The 15,776-nt window shown below is 74.1% G+C and carries 12 protein-coding genes; 4 read left to right on the top strand and 8 right to left on the bottom strand.

Annotated elements, in window-relative coordinates; genetic code table 11:
- Window positions 1-90: 90 nt before the first annotated feature.
- The 4 genes from ABZW10_RS22190 to ABZW10_RS22175 all read left to right on the top strand — a co-directional run bounded on the left by ABZW10_RS22190 (window position 91) and on the right by ABZW10_RS22175 (window position 4,782).
- The gene (locus ABZW10_RS22190; protein ID WP_355368565.1) at window positions 91-1,581 is read left to right on the top strand and encodes a Cys-Gln thioester bond-forming surface protein; all 1,491 of its coding nucleotides are present in this window, start codon (window positions 91-93) and stop codon (window positions 1,579-1,581) included.
- A 228-nt stretch (window positions 1,582-1,809) separates the two neighbouring features.
- Window positions 1,810-3,474 carry an energy-dependent translational throttle protein EttA gene (ettA, locus tag ABZW10_RS22185; protein ID WP_355368563.1) on the top strand — a complete coding sequence of 555 codons (1,665 nt, stop codon included), beginning with the start codon at window positions 1,810-1,812 and terminating at the stop codon, window positions 3,472-3,474.
- A gap of 113 nt (window positions 3,475-3,587) precedes the next feature.
- Window positions 3,588-4,028, top strand: a complete 441-nt coding sequence (locus tag ABZW10_RS22180) for a thioesterase family protein (protein WP_355368561.1) — start codon at window positions 3,588-3,590, stop codon at window positions 4,026-4,028.
- A gap of 64 nt (window positions 4,029-4,092) precedes the next feature.
- Window positions 4,093-4,782 carry a hypothetical protein gene (locus ABZW10_RS22175; protein ID WP_355368560.1) on the top strand — a complete coding sequence of 230 codons (690 nt, stop codon included), beginning with the start codon at window positions 4,093-4,095 and terminating at the stop codon, window positions 4,780-4,782.
- 38 nt (window positions 4,783-4,820) lie between these two features.
- On the opposite strand, the gene ABZW10_RS22170 is transcribed toward ABZW10_RS22175, so the two are convergent.
- The 8 genes from ABZW10_RS22170 to ABZW10_RS22135 all read right to left on the bottom strand — a co-directional run bounded on the left by ABZW10_RS22170 (window position 4,821) and on the right by ABZW10_RS22135 (window position 15,750).
- Window positions 4,821-5,225 (bottom strand): globin, encoded by a 405-nt coding sequence (locus tag ABZW10_RS22170; RefSeq protein WP_355368559.1) that lies wholly within the window; start codon window positions 5,223-5,225, stop codon window positions 4,821-4,823.
- 89 nt (window positions 5,226-5,314) lie between these two features.
- Window positions 5,315-6,478 (bottom strand): ABC transporter permease, encoded by a 1,164-nt coding sequence (locus tag ABZW10_RS22165; RefSeq protein WP_355368558.1) that lies wholly within the window; start codon window positions 6,476-6,478, stop codon window positions 5,315-5,317.
- Window positions 6,475-7,392, bottom strand: coding sequence for an ABC transporter ATP-binding protein (locus ABZW10_RS22160; protein ID WP_355368556.1), 918 nt, complete (start codon window positions 7,390-7,392; stop codon window positions 6,475-6,477). Before ABZW10_RS22160 ends, ABZW10_RS22165 begins: the two co-directional genes overlap by 4 nt.
- 92 nt (window positions 7,393-7,484) lie before the next feature.
- On the bottom strand, window positions 7,485-8,690 hold the full coding sequence (locus ABZW10_RS22155; protein ID WP_355368554.1) for an FHA domain-containing protein: 1,206 nt from the start codon (window positions 8,688-8,690) through the stop codon (window positions 7,485-7,487).
- Window positions 8,691-8,829: 139 nt separating this feature from the next.
- On the bottom strand, window positions 8,830-10,182 hold the full coding sequence (locus ABZW10_RS22150) for a VWA domain-containing protein (protein ID WP_355368552.1): 1,353 nt from the start codon (window positions 10,180-10,182) through the stop codon (window positions 8,830-8,832).
- Window positions 10,183-10,312: 130 nt separating this feature from the next.
- A complete protein-coding gene (locus ABZW10_RS22145; RefSeq protein ID WP_355368550.1) occupies window positions 10,313-11,683 on the bottom strand; it encodes a PP2C family serine/threonine-protein phosphatase in 1,371 nt (456 codons plus the stop codon).
- Window positions 11,684-11,686: 3 nt separating this feature from the next.
- Window positions 11,687-14,350: a tetratricopeptide repeat protein gene (locus ABZW10_RS22140; RefSeq protein ID WP_355368547.1), complete on the bottom strand. Its 2,664-nt coding sequence runs from the start codon at window positions 14,348-14,350 to the stop codon at window positions 11,687-11,689.
- A complete protein-coding gene (locus tag ABZW10_RS22135) occupies window positions 14,350-15,750 on the bottom strand; it encodes a hypothetical protein (protein ID WP_355368544.1) in 1,401 nt (466 codons plus the stop codon). Before ABZW10_RS22135 ends, ABZW10_RS22140 begins: the two co-directional genes overlap by 1 nt.
- Between the last annotated feature and the right edge of the window lie 26 nt (window positions 15,751-15,776).

Raw genomic sequence — 15,776 nt, 5'->3', positions numbered from 1 at the left:
AGGCGGGCTGCCCATCGGCATGGCCCGGCCCGGAGGGATCCCAAGATGTTGCAGAGGCAGGGGCGGACGCTTCCCCGTATCACTACTGTCATGCTCGCGACCAGCGTTGCGCTGGGCGGGGGCCTGTTCGCGGCCGGTGCGGCGGCTGCGGCGGACGCCCCCGGCGGGGCCGTCACGGCGGTGATCAAGCCGACTCTGATGAGCGAGGAGATCGCCATCGAGGGCAGCCACTCCATCCAGGGCGGCCTCTTCACCCTCACCACGCCCGACGGCGAGATCAAGACGTACTGCATCGACATCGACCACCCCGTCGACATCAAGAGCGGCGTCGAGTACCAGGAGTCCGACTGGAAGTCGAGCTCGCTCGGCCGCCCGGACAAGGCCGAGGACGCCTCCAAGATCCGCTGGATCCTGGAGAACTCCTACCCGCAGGTCACCGACCTCAAGAAGCTGGCCGTCGACGCGGGCGTCAAGGGCGAGCTGACCAAGGAGGACGCCGCCGCCGGCACCCAGGCCGCGATCTGGAAGTTCTCCGACGGCAAGAACGCCACCCCGGTCGACGCCGAGGCCAGGCAGCTGCGCGACTACCTCGTCAGCGAGAAGAACAAGGGCATCGCCGCCGAGCCCAAGCCCTCGCTGAGCCTCACCCCCGACTCGGCGTCCGGCAAGCCGGGCAACAAGCTCGGTCCGTTCACCATCAACTCCAGCGCCAACGAGGTGAAGCTCGCCGTCGGCGGCGACTCCGCCGACAAGGTCAAGCTGGTCGACAAGGACGGCAAGGAGGTCAACGGTCTGACCGGCCCGGTCGCCAAGGACACCCAGCTGTTCCTGGACGTGCCCGCGGGCACCCCGGACGGCACCGCCACCGTCAGCGCCTCCGCCGAGACCGTCGTGCCCAGCGGCCGGGTCTTCCTCAGCAAGGGCTACACCCCCGCCAAGCACAGCCAGACCATGATCCTGGCCGGCTCCACCAAGCTCGGCGTCAAGGACGCCACCAAGGCGACCTGGCAGGCCGGCAAGGGCCCGCTGATCGACAGCACCGCGGTCGTCGAGTGCGTCGCCAACGGCGTCAAGGTCTCGGTCGCCAACGGCGGCGACGAGGCCGCCGTGGTCTCGGTGAAGCCGGGCAAGGACCTCACCGTCCAGCCGAACAAGATCGAGGCCCTGGTCGTCAAGGTCGACGAGGACACCGCCTACGACATCACGGTGACCGGCCCGAACGGCTTCAACAAGAACTTCAAGGGCATCCTGGACTGCAAGACCGCCAGCGTGACCACGCCGAGCCCGTCCGCCACCCCGACGACCGCCAAGCCGTCGACCCCGGCGCCGACCAGCCCGGCCCCGACCACCACCACCGCCAAGCCGGTCACCCCGAGCGCCACCCCGTCGGCCTCCGCCACCACCACGGCCGCCCACCCGGCGCCGCCGGCCACCACGGCGCCCGCCGCCACCGGTGGCCTGGCCCAGACCGGTAGCAGCGACGCCACCCCGGTCATCGCCGCCGTCGCCGGCGGTCTGGTCGTGGCCGGCGGTGCCGCGGTCTTCCTGCTGCGCCGCCGCCGCGGTGGCAACGCCGCCTGAGGCACGATCCGGAGCACGGCCCGGAGCACCGCCCGGCAGGGCGTGATCCGGTGACACCCGGCCCGGCTCCCCGCACCACGCGTGCGGGGAGCCGGGCCGCGCCGTGTGCGGGACACCCCTGCGGGGCGCCGGCGGACGGGTACCCGGCGGTTCGGGGCTCCATGCCGGGTGCGGCACAATGGAAGGCTGCAAGCCGAATTACTCCCGACGACGCCGGAGCGATCTCACGTGGCGGAATACATCTACACGATGCGCAAGGTGCGCAAGGCGCACGGAGACAAGGTCATCCTTGACGACGTGACGCTCAGCTTCCTCCCCGGGGCGAAGATCGGCGTCGTGGGCCCCAACGGTGCCGGTAAGTCCACCGTGCTGAAGATGATGGCCGGCCTGGAGCAGCCCTCCAACGGCGACGCCTTCCTCTCGCCCGGCTTTACCGTCGGCATGCTCCTCCAGGAGCCGCCGCTGGACGAGTCCAAGACGGTCCTGGAGAACGTCCAGGACGGCGTCAAGGAGATCAAGGGCAAGCTCGACCGCTTCAACGAGATCGCCGAGCAGATGGCGACCGACTACTCGGACGCGCTGCTCGACGAGATGGGCAAGCTCCAGGAGGAGCTGGACCACGCCGAGGCCTGGGACCTGGACGCCCAGCTGGAGCAGGCCATGGACGCCCTGGGCTGCCCGCCCGGCGACTGGCCGGTCACCAAGCTCTCGGGTGGCGAGAAGCGCCGCGTGGCGCTCTGCAAGCTGCTGCTGGAGGCCCCCGACCTGCTGCTGCTCGACGAGCCCACCAACCACCTGGACGCCGAGTCGGTGAACTGGCTGGAGCAGCACCTGGAGAAGTACAAGGGCACCGTCGTGGCCGTCACCCACGACCGGTACTTCCTGGACAACGTCGCCGAGTGGATCCTGGAGCTCGACCGCGGCCGCGCCTACCCGTACGAGGGCAACTACTCCACCTACCTGGAGACCAAGCAGTCCCGTCTCAAGGTCGAGGGCCAGAAGGACGCCAAGCGCGCCAAGCGGCTCAAGGAAGAGCTGGAGTGGGTCCGCTCCAACGCCAAGGGCCGCCAGGCCAAGTCCAAGGCGCGTCTGGCCCGCTACGAGGAGATGGCCGCCGAGGCCGACAAGATGCGGAAGCTGGACTTCGAGGAGATCCAGATCCCGCCGGGCCCGCGCCTGGGCAGCGTCGTCATCGAGGTCGAGAACCTCAACAAGGCCTTCGGCGAGAAGGTCCTGATCGACGACCTCAGCTTCACCCTGCCGCGCAACGGCATTGTCGGCATCATCGGCCCGAACGGCGCCGGCAAGACCACCCTGTTCAAGATGCTCCAGGACCTGGAGACCCCGGACAGCGGCACGGTCAAGGTCGGCGAGACCGTCAAGATCAGCTACGTCGACCAGACCCGCTCCAACATCGACCCGAAGAAGACCCTCTGGGAGGTCGTCTCCGACGGTCTGGACTGGATCAACGTCGGCCAGGTCGAGATGCCGTCCCGCGCCTACGTCTCCGCGTTCGGCTTCAAGGGCCCGGACCAGCAGAAGCCGGCCGGCGTGCTCTCCGGCGGTGAGCGCAACCGCCTCAACCTGGCGCTCACCCTCAAGCAGGGCGGCAACCTGCTGCTCCTCGACGAGCCCACCAACGACCTCGACGTCGAGACCCTCTCCTCGCTGGAGAACGCGCTGCTGGAGTTCCCCGGCTGCGCCGTGGTCATCTCGCACGACCGCTGGTTCCTGGACCGGGTCGCCACCCACATCCTCGCCTACGAGGGCGAGAGCAAGTGGTTCTGGTTCGAGGGCAACTTCGAGTCCTACGAGAAGAACAAGATCGAGCGGCTGGGTGCGGACGCCGCCCGTCCGCACCGGGCCACCTACAAGAAGCTGACCCGCGGCTGACACCCAGTCGTGACGACGGCCCGGCAGGCCGCCCGCCCCGTGGGGGCCGGCCTGCCGGGCCGCGGCCCGACCGGCACCACCGCCGGCGGCCCACCGGACGTCGAGGAGATTCCGTGGCACGCCACATCTACGCCTGCCCGTTGCGCTGGTCCGACATGGACGCCTTCGGGCACGTCAACAACGTGGTCTTCCTGCGCTACCTGGAGGAGGCCCGGATCGACTTCATGTTCACCCAGGCCGCCGAGGCCGGCGCGGGCGAGTTCGCGGGCGGCTCGGTGGTGGCCCGTCACGAGATCGACTACAAGCGTCCGCTGGTGCACCGGCCGCAGCCGGTCACCATCGAGACCTGGGTGACCAGGATAGGCGGCGCCTCGCTGACCGTCTCCTACGAGATCAAGGACACCGCCGAGGACGGCACCGAGACCGTCTACGTCCGGGCGTCCACCGTGGTGGTGCCCTACGACCTCGCCGAGGGTCGGCCGCGCCGGATCAGCGCGGTGGAGCGGGAGTTCCTGGCACGCTTCATGGACGAGGAGCCGGCCGTCGCGGTCTGACCGCGCCCGCCCCCGCCCCGAACCCGTACACCCGATGCCCGATGCCCGGATGTGAGCCGAAGCGTTGAACAGCACCGCCGCCCTCGCCCTCGCCGACACCGGGGAGGCCGCCGACCTGGCCGCCTTCCTGGTCCGTCTGCTGCGCTTCGACAAGACGGCGTCGGTCCGGCTGCAGGGGGTGCCGCGAGCGGACGGCGGCGTCCTGGCCGTCTTCGGGCGGCTGCCGCTGGGCGGTTCGGGCGCGCTGGTGGTGCGCACCGCGCGGCTGGCCCGGCTCGACGGGCCGCTCGACCTGACGGTCTCGGCCGGGCAGCTGCTGGACGGCGTGGACACCGCGACGGACGGCCTCGCGCTGCCCGCCCCGGTCACCGGCCCGGCCTGGGCTGGGCTGCTGCCGCCGCGCACCGGCTGGCGGCCGGCCGGCACCCCGCCCGCCGCCCAGGTGCGCCTCGAAGTGGCCGCCGCCGTGCGGGAGTTCCGCGAGCGCAGCGAGGCCGTCCCGGCGCACCACCGGACCCGCGCGGCGCTCGACGCGCTGGCCGACGAGATCTGGTCCCGCCCGCTGACCGTCCTGCCCGAGCTGCCGCTGCGTGCCGCCCATGCGGCCCAGGTGATCGGCTTCCTGGCCCCGCAGGCCCCGCTGACCGTGCACCGGGCCGGCGGCTGGCTGCGGCTGTCCGCCCCGGCGGGGTCGGTGGCGGTCCGCACGGCGGCCGCGCCCGGCGCGGGGCTCGGCCTCAGCCCGCTCGGGTAGGGCCTGTCCCCGACCCGCGCCGGGGCGCAACGCCCCGGTCAGCCCTCGGTATTGACCATCGAGGCGGCGGCGTAGGTGAGGTAGTCCCAGAGCTGGCGCTCGGCGTCCTCGGGCAGGCCCAGCTCGTCCAGGGCCGTCCGCATGTGCTTCAGCCAGGCGTCGTGCGCCGCCCGGTCGACCTTGAACGGCACGTGCCGCATCCGCAGCCGCGGGTGGCCGCGCTGCTCGCTGTAGGTGCGCGGGCCGCCCCAGTACTGCATCAGGAAGAGCGCGAACCGCTCCTCGGCCGGCCCGAGGTCCTCCTCCGGGTACATCGGCCGGAGCAACTCGTCCTCGGCGACGCCCTGGTAGAACCGGTGGACCAGCCGCCGGAAGGTCGGTTCGCCGCCGACCTGCTCGAAGAAGGTCTCCTCGCTGAGCGTGCCACGCCGGATCTCGTTCACCCGACCATGGTCGCAGACGGCGGCGGGGCCGTACACCGGGACCTGGGGACCAGGACCGCAGGCGTACGACCCCGCGCGGCACCGCGTGCTCAGTCCTCCCAGCGGAACAGCTTCCAGGAGATGCCGGTCAGCACGGCGGCGAAGAGCAGCAGCCCGCCCATGGTCGGCAGCGCGTCCATCACGCCGCCGCCCCGGGAGAGCACCGACTGCGCCGAGGTGACCAGGTGCTTCAGCGGCAGCGCCTCGGAGATCGCCTTGAGCCAGCCCGGCATGTCGTCGGTCGGGAAGAACGAGCCGGACAGGAACGACATCGGCAGCACGATGATCTGCGCGAAGCCGTTGGCCGCTTCCTCGGTCTTGGCGATCGAGCCGACCAGCAGACCGATCGACATGAAGGCGATGGTCGCGCAGATCACCAGCGGGATCACCAGCCACCAGTTGCCGGTGAGCTTCAGCCCGAAGAACGGCAGGGTGGCGAGGACCAGGAAGATCGTGGTCTGGGCGAGCGCGGTCAGCACCGAGACGGCGACCCGGGAGGCGACGATCGACCCGGCGCTCACCGGGGCGAGCCGCAGCCGCCGCAGCACCTTCTTCTGCCGCCAGCCGACCAGGGTCAGCGCGGCGCTGAACACCGCGCCGGTGGCCACCGCCCAGCCGAGCAGGCCGGGGGTGAGGAACTGGATCGGCTTGAGCGAGCCGTCCTCGACCTGGCTGCTCTCCAGGGTGAACGCCGGGGGCTTGCCGGTGGCGGCCTGGTTGGCCTGCTGGACCACGGAGTCGACGATGCCCCGGACGGTGCCGGCGCGGACCTGGTCGGCGGCGCTGTAGCGGACCACGACCTTGCCGTCCGGGCCCTCCTTGATCATGGCGTCCAGGTCGCCCTTGCGGACCTTCTCCAGCGAGGCGGCCTCGTCGTCGCTCCGCGTGATGGTCAGCACCTGCTCCAGACCGGTCCGGGCCTCGCCCTGGACCGAGTCCAGCAGCCGCACCGCGCCGACCTGCTCGACCTTGGCGTGCTGGGTGGTGGCGCCCTTGAGCAGGGTGCCGAACAGCAGCAGGAACATCAGCGGGAAGAGCAGCACGAAGAACAGCGCGCTGCGGTCGCGGAGGAAGGAGACCAGCATCACCCGGGAGAGGCTGACGAAGGCGGAGACCCGCTCGCGCTCGCCGGCCGCCGGGGGCGTGCCGCCCGGTGCGGGGGAGGCGGGCGTGGGGCCGGCCGCGGGGCGGGCCGTGGTGGGCTCGGCGCTCATGCGCGGTACTCCCGTCCGGTGAGCTGGAGGAAGACGTCCTCCAGGGTGGCGCCGCGGACCTCCAGGCCGCGCAGCGCGCCCTGCTCGGCCAGCACGGAGAGCACCGGCGCCGGCAGGCGGGTGGACAGCGACAGCGAGGTGCCGTCGTCCTCCAGCGAGGTGATCTCCGCCCCGGCGGCGGTGAACAGCTCACGCGCGGTGTCGAGGGCCAGCTGGCCGGACTCCACGCTGATCCGGACGGTGTCGTCGATCTCCCGGACCAGCGCGGCGGGCGCCCCGGTCCGCAGGACCCGGCCGTGGTCCATCACCGAGACGCGGTCGCAGAGCACCTCGGCCTCGTCCAGGTAGTGGGTGGTGAGCACGACGGTGCGGCCCTCGGCGTTGATGTCGCGCAGCAGGTCCCAGAGGTTGCGGCGGGCCTGCGGGTCGAGGCCGGTGGTGGGCTCGTCGAGGAACACCAGCTCCGGGCCGTGGACCAGGGCGCAGGCGATCGAGAGGCGCTGGGCCTGGCCGCCGGACATCTTGTCGGTCATCACCCCCGCCGACTCGGTCAGGCCGACCCGTTCCAGCATGGCGTCGGCGCGCTTGGGGCCGACGCCGTAGAAGGAGCCGAAGGTGCGGATGGTCTCCCGCGCCGTGAGCTTGTTGAAGAAGGCGGAGGCCTGGAACTGGACGCCGATGCGCGGCAGCAGTTCGGTGTTGCGCGGCCAGGGCGCCAGGCCCAGCAGCTCGATCCGGCCCTCGTCGGGCTTGCGGATCCCCTCCAGGATCTCCAGCGTGGTGGTCTTCCCGGCGCCGTTCGGCCCGAGGATTCCGTAGAATTCGCCGGCTTCGACGGTGAGTGACACCCCGTCGACGGCCTGCACGTCCCCGTACCGCTGACGGATTCCGTCGGCGGATATTGCAGCAGTCATAACGACTGAGGGTAGGGGCGGCAGGCCGTCGCGGGGAGTTGTCTGAGCATCATTTGATGATCAATTTTACAACGTTGTCGAATGCCGGTGGGTCAGGCGCGGTGCACGGTGATCGTGGTCCAGGCGCCGATGTGGATCCGGTCGCCGTCGTTCAGCGGGATCGCGGTGTGTGGGGCGATCGGCTCCGCGCCGCCGTTCACCGTGGTGCCGTTGGTGGAGTCCTGGTCCACCAGCACCCAGCCGCCGTCCGGCTGCTCCGCCAGCAGGGCGTGCTGGTGCGAGGCGCCCGGGTCCTCCGGCGCGACCGAGAGGTCGATCTCCGGCACGGTGCCGCGGTGCTGGCTGCGCCGTCCGATCCGCAGCTGGCCGCGCCCGGTCAGCGGGATCCGCCGCTCGGGGCAGTACGGCGGGAAGAACAGCCCGGCCGCCTCCGGACCGCTGCGGGCCATCATGTCGGTGAAGTACTCGCGGTCGGCCGCGATCACCGCGAACCAGGTGGTCCGCACCGGCTCGGCGGGCGGGCCCTGCGGCGGTGCGGGCGGGGCCAGGTGGAACGAGGTGCCGAACTCGTCCCCGCGCCGGGCCGGTCCGGGCTGGGCGTAGACCGGGCCGGAGTCCTCGCGCGGCTGCGGTGCCCCGTACGGTCCGTCGGGCCGCGGGTTCGGCTGGGTGGGGACGGGCGGCTCGACCGGTGCCGGGGCCGGCGCCTGCTGCGCGGGGACCGGCGGCGGGTAGCCGTAGCCGGAGGGCACGGCGGGCTGCGGCGGCAGCGCCGGGGCCTCGCCCGGGTGGCCGCCGTGCTGCTGCCCGGCGAACGGGCCGGGGTAGGGGTTCGGGTGCAGGCCCTGACCCGGGTGCTGACCCTGGTGGTGGCCCGGGTGCTGACCGTGCTGCTGGTCCGGGTGCGGGGCGGCCGGGGCCTGCGGGGCACCGCCGTACGCCGCCGGGATGTTCAGCGGCGCGGGCGCGGGCGGCGGCGCGGGGGCGGCCGGGAACGGCTGCGGGGCGCGCTGCGGAGCCGAGAGGTCGTAGTCGTAGCCGCATTCCTCGCAGAACCGTCCGGTCTGCGGGCTGCGGCAGATCGGGCAGACGGCCAGGCCCTCGGTGAGGTCGGGGAAGCCCTGCGGGGCCGACGGCGGGCCGGCCGGCGGGGGCGGCGGGACGGCCCCGGGCTGCGGCAGCGCGCCCGGCGGGAGCGTGGCCCCGTAGGGCGCGCCGGGAGAGCCGTGCGCCCCCGGGTTCCCGGGCGCACCGGGGTGCGCGCCGGGCTGCGGCGGCAGTGGCTGCGGCGGTGTCATCGGAAAACCGCAGAAGTCGCACCAGTCCTCGGCCTGCGACTCATGGCCCCTCGGGCAGATCGGCATCAGGTCCCCCCTCAATTCCAGCCCGGCCGGGGCCGGCCCCGGCCGGTTCGCGGCCCGGTCGACCCTTCGGTGGTCACTTCTTCACACGGACGGTCTTGGTCGACCGGGTCTCGACGATCATCGAGTCGGCCTCGCTCACGTTCTTACGGAACCGAACGGTACCCTCCTTCGGGTCCACCACGTCCACCACCTTCTGCAGCAGCCGGTAGGTGCCCTCGTTCCCCGTCGCGTGCGCGATCCGCACGGCGGCCCCGAGCTTGGCGGTGGCCCGGTGGACGTCCCCCGCGCGGTGCGCCTCCATGCCCTCCTGGACGGCCGCGGCGAGCTCCGCCTGACCGGTGTAGTGGGCGACCTGCGGGCTGATCCGGGTGGACGAGGCGAGGTCGTCCGTCCAGACCGCCTTGACCAGGCCCTGCGACAGCACCTCGGGCGTCCCCCCGGCGATCGACGGCGGCAGGACCAGGCTCACCCGGGCGGCCAGCATCTCGTTGCCGACGGCTGCCGCCGGGACCTCCACGCAGACGTGGTAGTCGCGGCTCTCGTCGCCCCAGGATCCGGTCGGGTAGTCACCGGCCCGCGGCCCGGCCTCGGAACGGCGGTCGGTGAGGTCCTCCAGCGCGGGGGCGACCTGCTTGACGTACCTGACCACCGCGTTGGCGGGCGTCCAGATCCGCAGCGCGACGTCGGCGACCTGCTTGCCCATCGCGCCGGCCATCATCGAGCGGAAGTCCTCGGCCAGGCCGGACGGCTCGGGGACGATGTCGACGGTGCCGAGCAGCGCGGAGGAGATCCTGCGCAGCTCCTCCACCTTCCAGTCGGTGCCCACGCCCCGGCAGTCGGCGGTGAAGTGGCCGCCGACCCGGTCGAGCACGCGCTCCAGCTCGGCGGCGCTCTCGTGCTCGTTGTTGCCGTCGGTCAGCAGGATGGCGTGCCGGATCGGTATGTCGGGGCGGGTGAGGAAGAGCTGGTCGGCCTTGGTGAGCCAGGTGCCCATGGCGGTGCCGCCGGCCGCGGTCAGGCGGCGCAGCGAGTCCTTGGCCAGGTCGCGGGTCTGCGCCGAGGCGACGGCGAGGGTGCCGTCGCCGGGGAAGACCTCGCGGGCCTCGTGGGTGCCGGCGACCACGGCGAAGGCGACGCCGTCGCGGACGGTGTCGATGGCGGCGGCGGTGGCCTCGCGGGCACCGCGCAGCTTGCTCGACGGGTAGTCCATCGAACCGGAGCAGTCCACCAGGATCACCACGGCGGCGGACTGCCCGCCGCCCGGTGCGGTGTCGGCGACGCCGAGCGGCCGCCCGCCGGAGGTGCCGCCGCCGGTCGCGGTCACGGTGACGATGGCGTTCACCTCGCGGGCGCCGTCCGCGAGGTACTCGTTCTGGAAGATCTCCACGTCGAACCTGGGCAGGTTCGGCTTCGCCAGTGTTGCCATGGGCCGGTGGCTCCCGTCGGGTGGTCGGTTGGTGCGGGGGCTGCGGTGCTCGGAGGTCGGGCGGCCGTGCTGGGGCGAGCGCGGTGGGGCCCGCGCCCGGGAGGGCGCGGGCCCTGGCGGGACGGCCGGGTCAGCGGGCCGGCGGCACGGTGGGGCGGGGCGGGACGGTCGGCGGCACGACGGGCGGCGGCGGGACGGCGGGCAGCGGGGGCACCGGCGGCAGCGGGGCGGCGGCGGAGCCGATCACCGGGATGTCCGGCAGGGTCGGCTCGTACTCCTCCTCGTCCTCGTCCCCGCCCGCGGTGACCACCGGCAGGTCGAGCGCGGTGGCGGTCCGGGCGTCCTCCTCCTGGTCCTCGGCCGGCGGGGGCGGGTCGATCGGCAGCACGGCGACGGTGATGTTGTCGTGCCCGCCGGCCGCGACGGCGAACTGCACCAGGGCCTGCGCGGCGGCCAGCGGTTCGGTGCGGGCGTCCGGCCGGACGTACTGCGCCAGGTCGGTGGCGGCCTCGGCGTAGTTCCACAGCCCGTCGGTGCAGACCAGCAGCACCCCGGGGACGTGCGGGGTGAAGCCGAGGGTGTGCGGCACCACCTCCTCGGCGTCCGCGCCGAGCCAGCCGGTGATGGCGTGGGCGCGCGGGTCCGCGTACGCCTCGGCCTCGCCCATCAGCCCCGCCTCGACCATCCGGGCGGCCCAGGAGTCGTCCTGGGTGAGCCGGAACGGCTCGGCGGCGAGCCGGTCGTCGGGGATCCAGTAGGCGCGGGTGTCGCCGACCCAGCCGACGGTGATCCGGCCGCCGGCCGCGATGGCGCTGACGTAGGTGCAGGCGGGCGCGTTGACGTCGGGCCGGTTCGGCCGGGTGCCGTCGGTGGCGAGCGCGGCCACCGCGTCGGCCGCGTCGGCGATGGCCCGGCGCATCGCGGTGGTCGGGTCGGTGCCCGCCTCCAGCGAGCTGAGCAGCGACTCGGAGGCGGCGTCGACCGCGGTCTCGGAGGCCTGGTCGGGCCGGTCGGAGGAGGAGACGCCGTCGCAGACCACGGCCACCACGACCGGCTCGCCGCCGGGCAGCGAGGTGGCGGCGACGGTGAAGGAGTCCTCGTTGCGGTGGTGCCGCAGGCCGCGGTCGCTGACCCCGGCGACGCCGGCCAGCGCCTTCTCCATGTGGTCGCGGGGGCGCGGCTGGGCGCGCCCGCAGGCTTCGCAGTAGCCGTCGGCGGTCACCTGGTGGAGTCCGCAGTGCGCGCACCCGGCCGCGCCCGGCGTGCCGTGGCCGCCTTGGGCGCCGTGGCCGCCCTGACCGCCCTGAGCGGGTACGGCAGGCGTGTTGGGCAGGGTCGGCGGATGGTCCTCGTCGCCGGCCGCCGCCCGGGCGGCGGACCAGCCGGGCGGCATCGCGCCGGGGGCCGGGCGGCCGTCCCGGCTCGTGCCGCAGGAGCCGCAGAAGACGTCCTCCGGGTCCATCGGCTCGGCACAGCTCTGGCACACGGTCTGCTGCGGCATCTCTTACACCCACGTCCTGGGACGGGCCCGGTTGGCCCGTTCCACCATCTCGATCCTTGTATCGGCCCGGTCGGCCAACCGGGCGAGTACCCGGTAGGACTGCTCCAGGGCGAACCGCAGTTCCCGTTCCACCGCGGGCCGTCCCAGCACGCTGACCTCGCCGGCCGTGCGGCCGGGGCCGGATCCGGCGGAGGCGCCGGAAGCGCCGGGTCCGCCGGGTGACCCGGCGGTCACCCAGCCGAGCGCCGCGCCGAGCACCTCGACGGCGAGTTCCTCGCGGCGGCGGTCGTCCAGGCGCAGCGCGGTCAGCTGCTCGGAGCTCGCGCCGAGGTCGGCGCCGAGCGGGTCGGTTGCGGGCCGCTCGCGCAGCCGGGCCCGGACGGCGGCGATCCGGGCGGCGGTGTACTGGCTGGAGGTGGCCGGGACGGACTCCAGGACGGCGACCGCGCCGGCCCGGTCGTCGCCGGCGAGCCGGACCCGGGCCAGCCCGAAGGCGGCGCTCAGGTAGCTCTGGTCGGTGCTCCACACCAGACGGTAGAACTCGGCCGCGTCGCCGCTGTTGCCGAGGAGTTCGGCGCAGACGGCCAGGGCCAGCTTGGGGGCGGCCTCTCCGGGGAAGGCGTCGTAGACGGCGTCGAAGGCCTCGGTGGCGGCGCGCAGCGCCTGTTCGCGGGGGTTCGCCGCCGCGGCGGCGGGGTCGTTGGCGTCGGGGCCGGTGGCGTCGGGGTCGTTGGCGGCGACCAGCGAGGCCAGGCCCCGGTACCAGACCACCCGCCAGTCGTCCGGGTGGTCCTGCTCCAGTGCGGCGAGCGCCTCGGCGGCCTGCCGGCCCCGGCCGAGTTCGAGCAGCGCGCGCAGCGCCCGCAGCCGGCGCTCGAGCGAGTCGGTGGGCGCGCCGTCCAGCGCGGCGAGCGCCTCCTGCGGGTCGGTGGCCAGCAGGGTGGCGAGGAAGCCGGCGTTGGGGTCGCCCGGGTCGACCCGGGGGACGGGCAGCGCGAGCGCGGCGCCGGCCGGGTCGACGGCGGTCAGCCGCAGTTCGCCCACCTGCACCGTGGGTGCCACCAACTCGGTGTCGACGACGCGCAGTTCGGGCCCGAACAGGGTGGAGAGCGCGGGGCGGGCCCGGCCGTCCTGGAGCGCCAGCACCTCGCGCAGCACACCCGTGAGCTGGTCGGCCATCTCCTCGGCGGAGGCGAACCGGCGGGCCGGGTCGGGGTCGGTGGCGCGCACCAGCAGCCGGTAGTAGGACTCGTAGGCGGCGAAGGCCGGGACGGACTCCGGGCCGGGCAGGGTGTCCCGGTAGGTGGTGGAGTAGCCCTGGAAGTCGAAGCTGAGGACGGCGAGGGTGCGGGCCACCGTGTAGAGGTCGGAGGCGGGGGAGGGGCCGTCGGCGGCGATCTCCGGAGCCTGGTAGCCGATGGTGCCGTAGATCGGGCCGTCGTCGTCGAACCGGCGGACGGCGCCCATGTCGATGATCTTGAGGGTGTCGCCGCTCTGGATCACGTTGTCGATCTTGAAGTCGCAGTAGACCAGCCCGCGCTGGTGCAGGTAGCCCAGCGCCGGCAGCGCCTCCAGCGCGTAGGCGATGGCCTGCTCGACCGGCAGCGGGTCGCGCCGGCCGTCCGGGGTGCGGCGCTCGTTGGCGATGTCCTTGAGCGACTTGCCGCCGACGTACTCCATCACGATGTAGCCGTCGGTGGCGCCGGTCCGCAGGTCCGGGTGCTCGGCGAAGTTGATGATGCGCACGATGCCCGGGTGGTCCACCTCGGCCAGGAAGCGGCGCTCGGCGACGGCCACCGCCAGCGCGTCCTCGTCCCCGGTGTCCAGCAGGCCCTTGAGCACCACCCACTTGTCGTTGACCCGCCGGTCCACCGCCAGGTAGATCCAGCCGAGGCCGCCGTGCGCCAGGCAGCCCACCACCTCGTACTGCCCGCCGACCAGGTCGCCGCGGCGCAGCTTGGGGGTGAACGAGTACGGGGTGCCGCACTTGGTGCAGAAGCCCTCCGGGCGGCCGGGCGTGCCGCCCCGCTCCCGGCCCACCGGGGCGTCGCACTTGGAGCAGTACCGCTTGCGCTCCGGTACCTCGGGGTTCTCCAGCACCGCCTGCGCCGGGTCGGCGGCCGGGACGGTGGGCACGGTCACCAGGCCCGCGCCGAGGCGGTGCCGGTTGGCGGTGGCGCCGCCGCGGCTGCTGCGCACCGAGACCGAGCGGCCGCTGCCGGTACGGGTCGAGCGGTGCGAGCGGGAGCGGCCGGACAGCGAACGGGCCGAGCCGCTGCGGGGCGAGCCGGTGTCCGGGTCGAACGCGATCTCCACGGTGGAGGTGTGCGAGGTGGAGCGGCCCGTCGCGGAGCCGCCCGTCGCGGAGCGCGCGGCCGGGACCCCGGGCGGGGTGAGGCCGCACTCGTCGCAGTAGCCGTCGGCGTCGATCGTCCCGGCGCAGTCGCGCGGGCAGGGGTCGCCCGCGCCCGTCGGGGCCGCCGTGGCGGTGGCCGGTCCGGTGATGCCCGGTCCGGTGGCGGACCCGGTGGCGGACCCGGTGGCCGGTCCGGTGGCGGTCCGCACCGAGGAGGTGCCCTCCGGGGCGAGCCCGCACTCGTCGCAGTAGCCGTCCGCGTCGATCGTCCCGGTGCCGCCGCACTGCGGCCGCACGCACGTCTCGCCCATCACCCTCGGCCCCCCTGTCCCCGCCCGTCGACAACCTGTCCGTCGACCGGCTCCCCGCCCGCCGACGCCCCGTCCTGCCCGGTTCCGCCCTCGCCGGTGTCCGGCCCGCCCGCCGCCGGACGCAGCGCCTGCTGGAACCGGGCCACCGCGCCCGCCGCCGCCCGCAGGTCGCACGGCGCGTTCCACAGCAGCCAGCGCGCCTTCTCGTAGCGCTCCAGCACCTCCGGGTCCTCGGCCACCCGCAGCCGGGCCGCCATCGCCTTGTACGCGTCCAGCCGCCCGCGCAGCTCGGCGCGGACGGTCAGCGGCTGGGTCACCTCGGTCAGCGACTGCCGGGCCCGGGCCAGCTCCTTGGCCGCCGCGTCCTCCAGCGCGTCCAGCAGCGGCGCCAGCCGGTACCACTGCCCGCTCTGCCGCAGCTCCAGGGCCACCACGATCCGTTCGCGCAGCGCCGAGGCCGGTCCCGGCACGGCCGGCACCTCGGTGGCGGCGATCTTGGCCAGCACCTCGCCGCGCGCCCGGCGGGCCTCGGCCAGCGTGGCGTCGGCCCGCTGCAGCAGGTCCCCGACGCCCTGCAGGCGCTCCTCGGCGTCGTCGCGCAGCCGCAGCAGGTTCTCCAGCTCCAGCCGGACGTCGTCCAGCGCCCGCCCGGCCAGGTCGAAGCGCTCGGTGTCCACCACCCCGGACGGCGTGGCCAGCGCGCCGCCGTCCGGCACCGTGCCGCGCTGCGCGGGGACGCGGGCGGGCCGCCAGAGCGCCAGCGGGTCGCTGCGCACCTCGGTCCGCAGCCCGCCGAGCTCGCCGTCCAGCGCGTCCAGGTCGTCGCCGAGCGGATGGGTGCCGACGCGCACGCCGAGCGAGGCGGCCAGCGTCTGCACCCGGCGCAGCTCGGCGATCAGCAGGTCGATCCGGGCGGGCAGCGCCGTCCAGACCGCGTCGGCCGCCGAGACCACCTCCAGGACGGTGGCGTACCAGGCGTTCATCCGGTCCATCAGCCCGTCCAGGCTGACCCGCTCGACCAGCCGGGCCGGTGCGCCGAGGCGCTGCGGGCCGTCCGGCGCGCCGCCGGGCACGGTGACCGCGTCGCCGGTCAGCAGCTCGCTCAGCTCGGCGAGTTCGGGCACGCCCGGCCGGGCCTTGCGGGCCCGCACCGCGCGGGCCGAGGCGAGTGCCTCGGAGTAGCGGTCGAACAGCGCCCAGAGCAGCGGCAGGCCCTGCCCGACGACGGCCCAGCGCTCCTGGGTCCGCCCGGTCAGGCCGGCGCCGTCGAGCAGGCGCAGGCCCGGGTGGTCCTGGAGGGAGAGCAGCGCCGACTCGACCGCGTCGCGTTCCGCGCCGAGGCGCGCCAGCGCGCGGTCCACCTCCTCCCGGCTCAGCGCCGGGCCGGCCGAAGCCGCCATCGTTCCCTCCCCTCCTCCACCTGCGT

The organism is Kitasatospora sp. NPDC004723, assembly GCF_040609255.1.
GTDB lineage: Bacteria > Actinomycetota > Actinomycetes > Streptomycetales > Streptomycetaceae > Kitasatospora.
The sequence above is the reverse complement of the archived record's forward strand: the minus strand, read 5'-3'. Positions and strand labels throughout refer to the sequence as shown.

What these genes read in the sequence shown, in the direction of transcription:
- ABZW10_RS22140 (WP_355368547.1), bottom strand. Translation starts at nt 14,350, where the DNA reads ATGGGCGAGACGTGCGTGCGGCCGCAGTGCGGCGGCACCGGGACGATC.
- ABZW10_RS22165 (WP_355368558.1), bottom strand. Translation starts at nt 6,478, where the DNA reads ATGAGCGCCGAGCCCACCACGGCCCGCCCCGCGGCCGGCCCCACGCCC.
- ABZW10_RS22135 (WP_355368544.1), bottom strand. Translation starts at nt 15,750, where the DNA reads ATGGCGGCTTCGGCCGGCCCGGCGCTGAGCCGGGAGGAGGTGGACCGC.
- ABZW10_RS22150 (WP_355368552.1), bottom strand. Translation starts at nt 10,182, where the DNA reads ATGGCAACACTGGCGAAGCCGAACCTGCCCAGGTTCGACGTGGAGATC.
- ABZW10_RS22155 (WP_355368554.1), bottom strand. Translation starts at nt 8,690, where the DNA reads ATGACACCGCCGCAGCCACTGCCGCCGCAGCCCGGCGCGCACCCCGGT.
- ABZW10_RS22190 (WP_355368565.1), top strand. Translation starts at nt 91, where the DNA reads ATGCTCGCGACCAGCGTTGCGCTGGGCGGGGGCCTGTTCGCGGCCGGT.
- ABZW10_RS22145 (WP_355368550.1), bottom strand. Translation starts at nt 11,683, where the DNA reads ATGCCGCAGCAGACCGTGTGCCAGAGCTGTGCCGAGCCGATGGACCCG.
- ABZW10_RS22160 (WP_355368556.1), bottom strand. Translation starts at nt 7,392, where the DNA reads ATGACTGCTGCAATATCCGCCGACGGAATCCGTCAGCGGTACGGGGAC.